10 protein-coding genes and 1 pseudogene are annotated in these 12603 nt (G+C 68.7%); 3 read left to right on the plus strand and 8 right to left on the minus strand.

The window, feature by feature from the left end; genetic code table 11:
• Positions 1-84 precede the first annotated feature (84 nt).
• The 3 genes from HND92_RS18105 to HND92_RS18115 form a co-directional block, all read right to left on the minus strand.
• The gene (locus HND92_RS18105; RefSeq protein ID WP_123675520.1) at positions 85-1053 is read right to left on the minus strand and encodes a tripartite tricarboxylate transporter substrate binding protein BugE; all 969 of its coding nucleotides are present in this window, start codon (positions 1051-1053) and stop codon (positions 85-87) included.
• 332 nt (positions 1054-1385) lie between these two features.
• Positions 1386-2324 carry an N-formylglutamate amidohydrolase gene (locus tag HND92_RS18110; RefSeq protein WP_103738394.1) on the minus strand — a complete coding sequence of 313 codons (939 nt, stop codon included), beginning with the start codon at positions 2322-2324 and terminating at the stop codon, positions 1386-1388.
• Positions 2325-2342: 18 nt separating this feature from the next.
• Complete coding sequence (locus HND92_RS18115) at positions 2343-3308, minus strand: tripartite tricarboxylate transporter substrate binding protein (RefSeq protein WP_011807079.1); 966 nt, start codon at positions 3306-3308, stop codon at positions 2343-2345.
• 110 nt (positions 3309-3418) lie between these two features.
• On the opposite strand from HND92_RS18115, the gene HND92_RS18120 reads away from it, so the two are divergent.
• On the plus strand, positions 3419-4345 hold the full coding sequence (locus HND92_RS18120) for a LysR substrate-binding domain-containing protein (protein ID WP_172208908.1): 927 nt from the start codon (positions 3419-3421) through the stop codon (positions 4343-4345).
• 80 nt (positions 4346-4425) lie between these two features.
• On the opposite strand, the gene HND92_RS18125 is transcribed toward HND92_RS18120, so the two are convergent.
• From HND92_RS18125 to HND92_RS18135, 3 genes are all read right to left on the minus strand, one after another.
• The gene (locus HND92_RS18125) at positions 4426-5871 is read right to left on the minus strand and encodes a sensor histidine kinase (RefSeq protein ID WP_088888101.1); all 1446 of its coding nucleotides are present in this window, start codon (positions 5869-5871) and stop codon (positions 4426-4428) included.
• Between the two features lie 79 nt (positions 5872-5950).
• Complete coding sequence (locus tag HND92_RS18130) at positions 5951-6625, minus strand: response regulator transcription factor (RefSeq protein ID WP_015914572.1); 675 nt, start codon at positions 6623-6625, stop codon at positions 5951-5953.
• Between the two features lie 49 nt (positions 6626-6674).
• On the minus strand, positions 6675-7169 hold the full coding sequence (locus tag HND92_RS18135) for a MarR family winged helix-turn-helix transcriptional regulator (RefSeq protein WP_172208910.1): 495 nt from the start codon (positions 7167-7169) through the stop codon (positions 6675-6677).
• 149 nt (positions 7170-7318) lie between these two features.
• Here HND92_RS18135 and recA point away from each other — a divergent pair, with 149 nt between their 5' ends.
• Positions 7319-8440 (plus strand): recombinase RecA, encoded by a 1122-nt coding sequence (gene recA, locus HND92_RS18140; RefSeq protein ID WP_011807084.1) that lies wholly within the window; start codon positions 7319-7321, stop codon positions 8438-8440.
• Between the two features lie 81 nt (positions 8441-8521).
• A complete protein-coding gene (gene recX, locus HND92_RS18145; protein ID WP_011807085.1) occupies positions 8522-8977 on the plus strand; it encodes a recombination regulator RecX in 456 nt (151 codons plus the stop codon).
• Between the two features lie 233 nt (positions 8978-9210).
• Here recX and HND92_RS18150 read toward each other — a convergent pair.
• Positions 9211-11564 (minus strand): annotated as a pseudogene (locus tag HND92_RS18150) (DUF1631 family protein).
• Positions 11565-11647: 83 nt separating this feature from the next.
• On the minus strand, positions 11648-12601 hold the full coding sequence (secF, locus tag HND92_RS18155; protein ID WP_011807087.1) for a protein translocase subunit SecF: 954 nt from the start codon (positions 12599-12601) through the stop codon (positions 11648-11650).
• Positions 12602-12603: the final 2 nt, after the last annotated feature.

Raw genomic sequence — 12603 nt, forward strand, 5'->3', positions numbered from 1 at the left:
TGGCCTGCGCGGCATGGCGCGCGGCAGCCTTGATGGATGGCGGCCTTCGCACCGGCAGCGCCGCTGCCGGCCCGCCGTCAGCCGTCAGCCCGCGTCCAAGCTGATCTGCGCGAAGCGGCTCACGCGCCGCATCTTGTCCACTTCCTTCTGGATCTGGGCCCCGAATTCCGCGGGCAGCGAACCCGAGGGGAACAGCCCGTGGTCGGCCAGCGCCTTGCGCACGGCGGGCTCCTCCAGCGCCTGTGCGACGGCATTGCGGCGCGCGCGGACCACGACGGCGGGCGTGCCGGCGGGTGCCACCAGACCGAACCACGACGGATCGTTGTTGGTGAACAGGCTCAGCTCGGCATAGGTGGGCACCTTGGGCAGCACGGCCAGGCGCTGATTCCACGACACGGCCAGCGCGCGCAGCTTGCCCGCCTGGATATGAGGCAGCGACGACGCCACCTGGTCGCAGTACACCTGCACCTTGCCCTCCAGCAGGTCGGCCACGGCGGGCGCCGCGCCGCGGAAGGGCACGTGCTTCATGGACGTGCCAGTGGTGCTTTGCAGCAACTCGGCCCACATGTGGCCGATGGTGCCCGCACCGGGCGTGGCATAGGTGATCTTGCCCGGCTGGCTCTTGAGCAGCTTGATGAACTGCTCGAAGTTTTGCGCCGGCACGCTGGGGTGCACCACCAGCACGCCCGGAGCCTTGACGATCTCGGTCACCGCCGCAAAGTCCTTGATCGCGTCGTAGGGCAGCTTCTTGTACACGGCGGGGTTCACGCCATGCGTGGAGAGCGTGGCTACGCCCAGCGTCATCCCGTCGGCCGCAGCCTTGGCCACCGCCTGCATGCCGGTGGCGCCGCCCGCGCCGGGCAGGTTGTCCACCTTCACGGGCATGCCGAGGATGCGCGACAGCGGCGCGGCCAGCACACGCGCGGTGATGTCGGTGGCGCCGCCCTGCGGGAAGGGGACCACCAGCCGCAGGGTGCTGCTGGAGGCCTGGGCACTCGCCAGGCCGGGGATGGCGCCAGCGGCCGCCAGTGTCAGGATGTCTCTACGCTGCATGCAATGCTCCCTCAAGGTTGGTCTTTGGTAACAAACCATTCTGGTAACCCCGCGGGCCGCTGACCAATGAGCATTGCGACACATCTCATTTCAATGCGGAATGCACTGCAGGCGCACACCGCGTCGGCGCCCGGTGGCCGTAGGGAAGAAATCCCGCATTCACCCTTGCCTGGTAAGCGCCAGCAGCTATGTTTTTATCGCCACTGGCCTGCACAAGCGCGTGGAATGACAAAGGCCCGTCCATGGGAACGGGCCTTGCGTTGGGAACCTCGGTACAGCCGCCCGCGGCCCCTTCGCTGCCGAGGCCGCCGCCTGAATGCCGCCGCCAGCGGTCAGCCGCGCGGGTCGGTCGCCAGCAGAGACTCCACCAGCGCGCGCAGGTCGGCGCGCAGGCGGTCGAACCCTGCCGGCAGGATGTCCAGCGTCTGCTCGTCCATGTAGAGCTTGCGGTTGATCTCCACCTGGATGCTGTGGCGGTGCTGCGCGGGGTTGCCGTAGCGGCGCACCAGTTCCACACCCTTGTAGGGATGGTTGTAGTCCACGCTGTAGCCGCGCTCGCGCAGGAACGCGCAGATCTGCTGCGACAACGCCGGGCTGGCGGTGGCCCCGTCGCGGTCGCCCACCACGAAGTCGGCATGGTGCAGGCCCGGGTAGAGCGTGGCATGGCTGGCGGCCACGGCGGGCATGGAGTGGCAGTTGAGGTGGATGCTGTAGCCATGGCGCGCGTGGGCGGCGTCGATCTCGGCCGCCACCGCCGCGTGGTAGGGCCGCCAGCAGCGATCGATGCGTGCACGCACCTCGTCCACGCCCAGCGGGCGGTCGTAGATGGGCTCGCCCTCGTCGGTGAACTTCCAGATCAGCCCCTTGCCCAGGCGCACCTTCTGCAGCACCACGGGGTCGGCGGTGACCGGGTCGGGCCAGGGCGCGTCCAGCAGGGTGGCGTCCAGTTCGGTGGTGTCGCGGTTGGCGTCCAGGTAGATGCGCGGGAAATGCGCCTCCACCCAGCCCACGCCCAGCCCGGGCGCGAAGGCGTAGAGCTTTTCGACGTGGGTGTCTTCCGCACGGCGCAGCACGGGCAGGTCCAGCGCAGCGCGGAAGTCGGCGGGGTAGACGGTGCCGCTGTGCGGCGAATCCAGCACCAGGGGCGTGCGCCCCGCGATGCGGGAGACCATGCGTGCGGGTGACGCAGCGGGCGGCGCCGCAGGGGCGCCGGCTGCGCCGGGCTCGGCCTGCAGGTACTGGCTGTGGATCAGTTTCAGCACTGCTTGCATAGGCACACTCCGTGGAAATCAATCCAGTTTGATCTTGGCATAGGCTGCCACCTGTTTCATCTTGTCAATTTCACGCGCGATCTGCGCGGAGAACTCGGCGGGCGTGGTGCCCGACGCATACAGCCCCTGGGCCGCCAGGCGATCGCGCACCGCCGGCTCCTTGAGGGCCTGGGCCACGGCCTGTTGCACGCGCTGCACCTGGGCCGCGGGGGTGGATTTGGGCGCCACCAGGCCGAACCACGACGCATCGTTGGCCTGCTTGTAGCCCAGCTCGGCATAGGTGGGCACGTCGGGCAGCACGGCCAGGCGTTCGTGCCAGGACACGGCCAGGGCCTTGAGCTTGCCGGCCTTCACGTGCGGCAGCGACGAGGCCACCTGGTCGAAGTACACCGGCACCTGGCCGCCCAGCACGTCGTTGGTGGCCGGACCCGCACCGCGGTAGGGGATGTGCACCATGCTGGTGCCCGTGGCGCTCTTGAACAGCTCGCCCCACATGTGGCCGATGGTGCCGTTGCCCGGCGTGGCGTATTCCACCTTGCCGGGATGGGCCTTCAGGTGCTTCACGAGGTCGGCGAAGTCCTTGACGGGCAGCACCTTGGGGTTGACCACGATGATGCCGGGCGCCTTGACGATCTCGGTCACGCCGACGAAGTCCTTGATGGGGTCGTAGGGCAGCTTGCCCAGCACGGCCGGGTTCACGCCGTGGGTGGACAGCGTGGCCACGCCGAAGGTCAGCCCGTCGGTGGCGCGCGCCACCTCGGCCATGCCGATGGAGCCGCCCGCACCGGCCTTGTTCTCGATCACCACCGGCTGGCCCAGCAGGCGCTGCAGGGGTTCCTGCAGCGAGCGGCCGGCAATGTCGGTGGCGCCGCCCGGCGGGAAGGGCACGACGATGCGCAGGGGACGGCTGTTGTCCTGGGCGAAGGTCATTCCAGAAACTACAGAGGTAACCGCCAGCGCGGCAATCAGTTTGCGACGTTGCATGGACTCACTCCTTTGATGGTGAACGAAAGATAAACGAAGGGGTGCGGTCGGGAAAGCAATAGCTGTGCCTGTTATCATTCCATTGTGGAATGTTTTGATCGGCAAACCCCATGATCCTGCGCCGCCTTCACCCGCCGCTGCACCTGCTGCGGGCGTTCTGTACCGTGGCCCGCTTCGGGGGCATCTCGCGCGCGGCCGAGGCGCTGCACCTCACCCAGAGCGCGGTGAGCAAGCAGGTGCAGGAGCTGGAGCGCTGGGTGGGCGTTCCGCTGTTCGAGCGCAGCCGCAAGCGCCTGTCGCTCACGCCCGCTGGGGAGCGCTACGAAAAGGCCGTGAGCGCCCTGCTCGCCCGCCTGGAGGCGGCCACGCTGGAGCTGATCACCAGCGGCGACGAGGGCGGCGCGCTGCACCTGTCGGTGCTGCCCACGCTGGCCGCCAAGTGGCTGATTCCGCGCCTGCCGCAGCTGCGTGCGCAGCACCCGCAGATCACGCTGCACTTCGTGCCCTACGTGCACGGCTACGACTTTGCCGACCCCGAGCTGGACTGCTCCATCCTGTTCGGCGATGGGCACTGGCCGGGCGCACGCGCGCACTACCTGACGGGCAACGACGTGGCCCTGATCGGCCCGCGCGCCGGGCTGGCCGGCGCGCCGCCCCTGCACAGCCCGCAGGACGTGGCACGCCACACGCTGCTGCGCCACGTGAGCGTGCCCGGCGCCTGGCAGCACTGGGCCGAGGCGCACGGCGTGAACGGCCTGGACCCGCTGGCCGGCCCGCAGTTCGACCAGTTCCAGACCATCATCCGCGCGGTGTCGGTGGGCATGGGCCTGGCCCTGGTGCCGCGCTGCCTGGTGCGGGACGAGATTGCCGCTGGCACCGTCACCGAGCCGCTGCCCGGCGGCGGCTACACGAGCGACCTGGGCTACTGGCTGTGCTACCCCGAGTCGCGTGCGCAGCTGGCCACGCTGGTGCGCTTTCGCGACTGGCTGCTGGCCCTGGCGGACCCCGCAGCGGGCACGGCCGCACCGGCTGCTTGAATCCACCTCAAAATGGCCTCCAGCGCTTGCCCATCAATCGCTAGCAGCTATTTTATCGATAGCATCGGACAGCGGCAGCGCTATGGCCCCGATTCGCGTGCCGCGAACCGCACGCTGAAGCGCGCGCCGGGCATGGCCGCGCCGGGGCGCACGTCCTCCAGCTCCACCTCGGCGCCGTGCTGGCGTGCGATCTCGCGCACGATGGGCAGGCCCAGGCCGGAGCCGTCGGCGTCCGTCCCCAGCGCGCGGTAGAAGGGCTGGAAGACCAGTTCGCGCTCAGCCTCGGGCACGCCGGGGCCCGAGTCCTCCACCTGCAGCAGCAGCACATGGCTGAACGGGTCGGGCAGCACGCGCGCGGTGATCACGCCGGGCTGCTGCGCGCTGGACGGGGTGTAGTTGATGGCGTTGTCCACCAGGTTGCGCACCAGTTCCTTCAGCAGCGTGGGGTTGCCGTCCATCCACACGCCATTGGTGCCGGGCTCGACGCCGTCGTAGCCCAGGTCGATGTGCTTGTCCATGGCGCGCGGCACGCTGTCGCGCACCACCTCGATCACCAGCCGCGCCAGGTCCAGCGGCTGGCGCTGCACCACGGCGCTGCCGCCCTCGGCCCGCGCCAGCGCCAGCAACTGGTTGACGGTGTGCGTGGCGCGGATGGACGAACGCCCGATCTGCTTGAGCGACTGCTTGAGCTCCTCGGTGCTGGTGCCCTCGCGCTGCGCCAGGTCGGCCTGCATGCGCAGCCCGGCCAGGGGCGTCTTGAGCTGGTGCGCGGCGTCGGCCAGGAAGCGCTTTTGCGTGGCCATGGATTCCGACAGGCGCCGCAGCAGGTCGTTCACCGAATCCACCAGCGGCGCCACTTCCATCGGCACGGCCTTGTGGTCCAGCGGCGAGAGGTCGTCGGGCTTGCGCGCGCGAATGCGCTCCTCCAGCTGGTGCAGCGGCTTGATGCCGCGCGCCAGCGCCAGCCAGACCAGCAGCACCGCCAGCGGCAGGATGACGAACTGCGGCAGCATCACGCCCTTGATGATCTCGGTGGCCAGCACGCTGCGCTTGGCGCGTGTCTCGGCCACCTGCACCAGCGCGGCGGGCGCGTCGGGCAGCGGCACGCGCACCCAGATGTAGGCCACGCGGATGTCGATGCCGCGCAGCTCGGCGTCGCGCAGCCGCACCTCGCCGGAGAACGCCTGCTCCTCGGGCGGCGGGCGCGGCAGGTCGCGCTCGCCCGAGAGGTAGTCGCCCGTGGGCGAGAGCACCTGGTAATAGACGATGTCGGACTCGTCGGCGCGCAGGATCTCGCTGGCGGGCTGGGGCAGGTTGAACAGCACCTTGCCGTCGTGCACCGTGACGAGCTGCGCCAACGCATGGGCGTTGTACTCCAGCGCGCGGTCGAAGGGCTTGTTGGCCAGGCCCTGGGCCACCAGCCAGGTCAGCGCCAGGCTCACCGGCCACAGCAGCAGCAGCGGCGTGAGCATCCAGTCCAGGATTTCGCCGAAGAGGGAGCGCTGCTCGCGCTGGAAGATTTTCAAGGCGGTGGGTGTTTTTGGCCGCTAGCGCTTATGCATCAAGCGCAGGTAGCTATCAATAACAGAGCATTCACGGGTCCCGTCAGCTGGGGATCTTTTCCAGGCAGTAGCCCAGGCCGCGCACGGTGGCGATGCGGATCGGCCCGCGCTCGATCTTCTTGCGCAGGCGGTGGATGTAGACCTCGATGGCGTTGTTGCTCACCTCCTCGCCCCACTCGCACAGGCGCTCCACCAGCTGCTCCTTGCTCACCAGGCGGCCGGCGCGCTGCAGCAGCACCTCCAGCAGGCCCAGCTCGCGCGCGGACAGCTCCACCATCTTGCCGTCGATGGTGGCCACGCGGCCCGCCTGGTCGTACACCAGGGGCCCGTGGCGGATGGCGCTGCTGGTGCCGCCCATGCCGCGGCGCGTGAGCGCACGCACGCGCGCCTCCAGCTCCGACAGCGCGAACGGCTTGGCCATGTAGTCGTCGGCGCCCAGGTCCAGGCCCTTCACGCGCTCGTCCACGCTGTCGGCCGCCGTGAGGATCAGCACCGGCAGCGCCGAGCCGCGCCCGCGCAGGCGCTTGAGCACCTCCAGGCCGTGCATCTTGGGCAGGCCCAGGTCGAGGATCAGCAGGTCGAACTCGTTGTTGGTCAGGAGCGCGGTATCGACCTCGGTGCCGCTGGCCACATGGTCCACCACGGCGCCCGAGCCGCGCAGCGTGCGCAGCAGCCCGTCGGCAAGCACCTGGTCGTCTTCGGCGATGAGGATGCGCATGGGGTGTCTCTCCTGGTTGTCGTGCGCCGGCCTGCGCTCTGCCTGAATTTTAGGCCGCCGTGCCCTCGCCGCCGGCGTAGGCCTCCAGGCCCAGCGCGACCACCGTGGCCACGTCCTGCCCCACCTCGGCACGGAACTCGCCCTCGGCCTGCGCCACCGCCGCGCGAAACGCCTGCAGCCACGCCAGTCCCGTGGGCGTGAAGCGCACCAGGCGCGCACGCGCATCGCGCGGATCGGGCTCGCGCGTGACCAGGCCCCAGGCCGCGCACTGCTCCACCAGCGCGGCCATGGACTGCTTGGCCATGCCCGCGCGCTCGGCCAGGTCGGTGAGGCGGTCCCCCTGCAGCGACAGATGCCGCGTGATGTGGATGTGCGCGGCGCTCACCTGGTCGCGCGCCGCGAGGTTGGACAGCGCCAGCGGCACCTGCACGTCGCGCGCCATGAGCTGCAGCACGCGCGCATCGAAGCGCCGCATGGCATGGCCCAGCAGGCGGCCCAGGTGGGTCTGGCGCCAGCGGTCGTCGAGGTTGGGGGGAGCGGTCATCCGCATATTGTCAGCCAAACTGACCAAAAATTGATTGGATAACGCATCAACCGCCCATAAACTACTGTTCAAGCATCCAGCCTGTCATTGGAAACAGTTTCCAGGCAGGCACACGATTTCACCGTGACCCCGACCCGAAGGAGCATTTCATGGACGCCACCGTCAAAGGCAACGCAACCGCCGTCAACAGCGAAAAGGCCAAGGCCCTGCAAGCCGCCCTCGCGCAGATCGAAAAGCAGTTCGGCAAGGGCACCATCATGCGCCTGGGCGAGGGCGAGGCCATTGAGGACATCCAGGTGGTCTCCACCGGCTCGCTGGGTCTGGACATCGCCCTGGGCGTGGGCGGCCTGCCGCGCGGCCGCGTGATCGAGATCTACGGTCCGGAAAGCTCGGGCAAGACCACGCTCACGCTGCAGGTCATCGCCGAGATGCAGAAGCAAGGCGGCCAGTGCGCTTTCGTGGATGCCGAGCATGCGCTGGATGTGCAGTACGCCAGCAAGCTCGGCGTTCAGCTCACCGACCTGCTCATCAGCCAGCCGGACACGGGCGAGCAGGCGCTGGAAATCGTGGACAGCCTGGTGCGCTCGGGTGCCGTGGACCTGATCGTGGTGGACTCGGTCGCCGCGCTCACGCCCAAGGCCGAAATCGAGGGCGAGATGGGCGACGCCCTGCCCGGCCTGCAGGCACGCCTGATGAGTCAGGCGCTGCGCAAGCTCACCGCCACCATCAAGAAGACCAACTGCATGGTCATCTTCATCAACCAGATCCGCATGAAGATCGGCGTGATGTTCGGCAGCCCCGAGACCACCACCGGCGGCAACGCGCTGAAGTTCTACGCCTCGGTACGCCTGGACATCCGCCGCACCGGCACCATCAAGAAGGGCGACGAGGCGATCGGCAACGAGACCAAGGTGAAAGTGGTGAAGAACAAGGTCTCGCCCCCGTTCAAGACGGCCGAGTTCGACATCCTGTTCGGCGAGGGCATCTCGCGCGAGGGCGAGATCATCGACATGGGCGTGAACGCGCGCATCCTGGAAAAGAGTGGCGCCTGGTACGCCTACAACGGCGAAAAGATCGGCCAGGGCCGCGACAACGCCCGCGAGTTCCTGCGCGAGAACCCCGGCCTGGCCGTGGAGATCGAGAACAAGGTGCGCGAAAGCCTGGGCATCGCGCTGCTGCCCACGGGCCACGCGAGCCCGGCGGCCGACCTGCCCGAAGACAAGCCTGCGCGCGGCAAGAAGGCCGACAAGACGGGCGAGATCGAAGCGTAACCGCGCACCGGGGTTTTTGAACGAAATCTGCTTCCAGCGCTTGACCATCAAGCGCTGGAAGCTCTTTTTTCAATAGCATTCATGGGATTCACCGCCCTCTCCCTCAAGGGCCGTGCGCTGCGCCTGCTTGCCCAGCGCGAGCATTCGCGCAGCGAACTGCAGGCCAAGCTCGCGCGCCACGTGCAGGAGGGCGACGATCTGCCGGCGCTGCTGGACGAGCTGCAGGCGCGCGACTTCATCAATGCAGAGCGCGTGGCCGAGTCCGTGGTGCACCGCCGCGCGGAGCGCTTCGGCACCCAGCGCGTGCTGCAGGAGCTGCGGCGCAAGGGGCTGGACGAGGATTTGGTGCGCAGCACCGCCGCCCAGCTGGCGGGCACCGAACTGCAGCGCGCCCGGGCCGTGTGGCGCCAGCGCTTTGGCGACCAGCCCGCCGACACGCCGCAGGAGCGTGCGCGCCAGATGCGCTTTCTGGCCACGCGTGGCTTCGCCGCCGACGTGGTGCGCCGCGTGGTGCGGGGTGGTGATGAATGGGAATAGAACGGGGCTTGGCGCGCTTCTGTCCAGCGTCAAAGCTATTTCATCCATAGCAGCTGTCGACGCGCAGTCCGCCACCGGTCGCACCCCGCAACGCCGCGCCGTCGTGCAATGCCAGGCCGCGCAATACGCGCGATGGCTTCAGCGCCGCCACGGACATGCCAGAGGCTTGAGGCCCGCGGCGCGGCTGTGCGCAGCCGGCCCCCGTTGAGCGCGTTGGGCCGCTGCGCGACCGCTCAACCCAGCAGGCGCTCCGGGTTGGCGTCCAGCTTGGTGAGCGCATCGCGCGTGGCGCGCAGCGTGAGACTCTCCTCCTCCTGCGCCACCAGCAGGCCCGCCTGCAGGTAGGCCCCCAGCCGGCGCAGCTGGATGAGGTAGCTGCCGCCATCGCGCGTGGCAAACAGGTGCAGCTGCTTGCGCTGGCTGTGCCAGGCGTATTGCACCTGCGTGGACGCGCTGTTGTGGTCCAGCGTGAACCAGGTGCCCAGCGGCAGCTGCTGCGCCCAGGCCACCATGTCGTCCTGCACAGGCGCGCCGTTGTCGGCGATGACGTGGATGGACGAGGCGTCGATGCCCAGCAGCATCTCGATGTTGTCCGCACTCAGCGGCATGTCGCCCAGCGCCTCGTCGCCAATGTAGTCCTCCAGGTTCGCCAGGCGTTTGGCCATGGCATCGATGTGCGCCTGCGGGATCGAGGCCGTCTTGGAGAGGAAAGCGTCGGCCAGCGTGTCGGTGATTCCCTTGATCTGTGCGTCCTGCTCGGGCCCCGCCACGCCGATCAGCGCCAGCCCCTGGCGCAGGCTCTGCAGCAGCGCCGGCAAGTTCTGGATGACCAGCGCACGGTCGGCGCGGTTGGGCTTGGCGCCCGCCGCCCACACCAGGTCGGCCGCGGCGCGCTTGAAGGCCGCGGTACTGGCATGCTGGGCCCCGTCGCGCACGGCCGACATCGCCAGCACCTCGGCCCATGTCTTGAACAGGAACTCGCGGATCTCGTCGCGCACCGGCATGTCCTTGAGCAGCGCGCGCAGCTCGATGGTGTACTGGATCGCCAGCGTCTCGCGCTGCTCCACCTGCTGGGCCACGCTGACGATGCGCGAGGTACCCTGCTTCTCGGTGAGGAATTTGGCGAGGAATTTCTCGAACTCGTCATGCACCAGCTGGAACACGCGCTGGCCGGTCTCGGGGTACTGCTCGATAACCTGCACGATGCGGCGGATCTCGGCCTCCAGCGCGCTGCCGTTGATGGAGCTGGCGTCAAAGCCCAGCACGCAGGCGCCCATGCGGTCGATGAGCTGGCGCGCGGGGTGCGTGAGGTTGCTGAAGAACTCGGGCTCGGCCAGCGCCACGCGCAGCACCGGCACCTGCAGGCGTGCAAACCACACGCGCACCGAGGGCGGGATGCGGTCTTCGCTCAGGATGCTCTGGAACATCAGCGCCACCACCTCGATGATGGCCTTCTCGCTGGCGGTGCTGGCCTTCTTCTTGAACTCCACGGACCGCTCGCGCACGGCGCTCGCCACGCGGACCACGGCCTGTGGGCTGTAGTCCTCGACCAGCGTGGCCACGTCGCTGTAGTAGCTGTCGGCCGAGACGCGGTGCGCCGCCAGCGCATGGGCCAGCGCCGCGGACGCGGGGGGTGCCTTGACCATGTCGTAGCCCGTGGTGGGCTGCGTGAGCAAGCGCCGCAGCTGCATCATCACGCCCTGGGCGCGCTGGCGCGCGCGCACCAGCGGGCTGCCCATGCCGGCCATCGCCGGCTGCCCGCGCATGCCGGGGGCGGGGGCATGAAGGCCGACGCCGCCTGGCGCGTGGGGGCAAATTCCGTGGGCCGCCCCAGCGCGGCGCGCGACTGTTGCAATGCCTGCGAGGCCAGCCCCACGGGACCGGACGCGGGCGGCGGCTCGCCGGGGCTGCCGGTGTTGGGGCCGGCGGCCGCGCGGCGCACGCGGGCGCGCAGGTCGTCCTGCGCCACGACGCCCTGTTCGTCGTACAGCTTCACGAGGGCCTGGTACTGCGCCAGCGCCAGCGCCGCCAGTTCGCGCTGCAGCGGGTCGATCACCATCTGCAAATGGTCGCGCTGCAGGCCCACCTCCAACCACTGCTCGACCAGATGCAGGCACAGGGTTTCGGGGCGCAGGATATCGGTGCTGGCCAGCTCACGGCCTTCCAGATGCTGTGTGCGCTGCCGCGCGGCATCGAAAGGAGCGGCCACATGCTCGGTGAGGGTCAGCGCCATGCGCGAGGCGATGATCTTGTTCTCCAGCACGTCGTCGCCCAGCAGTTCAAGCCCATCGAACGCCTTCGACGCGTTGAGGGTGCCGCGCCCCGTGACGGGCGGGGGCGCCAGGCTTTCACGCCAGGCCCGGCCCAGGTGTTCCACCCAGGTCTTGCGGTGGGCCTGATGGCCCATCCAGGCATCGCGCCGCAACTGCATGTCGCGCTGCGTGGCGGTCTGCCCCATCAACTCGGTCAGGAAGTCATGGACTGTTTTGTCCAGCGCCGGCAAGCCGGCGCACAGCCCCTCCACGAAACGCTGGCGGGCCAGGTGGGCCAGCCGTCGGTGGGCAGTGGAAGCGGGCGAAAAATCCATAGGGCTCCGATATTAGCCCCAGCCGCTGTCGCGCCCCGGCCTTTGCAGCGGCACGCGGACAAGGCGGCTGCGCACGCGCATCGTCAGACCACGGCGCCGGAGTTCGGGTCGGCCGGGTCGCCTTCCTTGCGGGTCGGCGCCTTGACCAGGTCTTCGCGCTTGACGCCCAGCCACATGGCGATGGCCGCGGCAACGAACACCGACGAGTAGATGCCGAACAGGATGCCGATGGTCAGCGCCAGTGCGAAGTAGTGCAGGCTGGGGCCCCCGAAGAAGAACATGGACAGCACCATGGCCTCGGTGGAGGCATGGGTGATGATGGTGCGGCTCATGGTGGAGGTGATGGCGTGGTCGATCACCTCATGCGTGTTGAGCTTGCGGAACTTGCGGAAGGCCTCGCGGATACGGTCGAAGATCACCACCGACTCGTTCACCGAATAGCCCAGCACGGCCAGCACGCCGGCCAGCACCGACAGCGAGAACTCCCATTGGAAGAACGCAAAGAAGCCCAGAATGATGACCACGTCGTGCAGGTTGGCGATCACCGCTGCCACGCCGAACTTCCACTCGAAGCGGAAGGCCAGGTAGATCACGATGCCCAGCACCACCATGCCCAGCGCCATCAGGCCGCTGTGCACCAGTTCTTCGCCCACCTGCGGGCCCACGAACTCGGTGCGCCGCAGCGTGACCTCGGGGTCCTGCGCCTTCAGCGCGCTCAGCACCTGCTCGCTTTGCTGGGCCGAGGTGACGCCCTTTTGCACGGGCAGGCGGATCATCACGTCGCGCGAGGTGCCGAAGTTCTGCACCACCACGTCGGCATAGCCCAGGCCCGCGACGGTGTCGCGCACCTTGCCGATGTCGGCCGTCTGCGTGTAGGCCACCTCCATGACGGTGCCACCCGTGAACTCCACCGACAGGTGCAGGCCCCGCGTGACCAGGAAGAACACCGCCAGCGCGAAAGTGATGAAAGACACCGCGTTGAGCACCAACGCGTACTTCATGAACGGGATGTCTTTTTTGATGCGGAAAAACTCCATGG

It is taken from the genome of Diaphorobacter sp. JS3050 (genome assembly GCF_013154915.1).
In the GTDB taxonomy this organism is placed as follows: domain Bacteria; phylum Pseudomonadota; class Gammaproteobacteria; order Burkholderiales; family Burkholderiaceae_C; genus Diaphorobacter; species Diaphorobacter nitroreducens.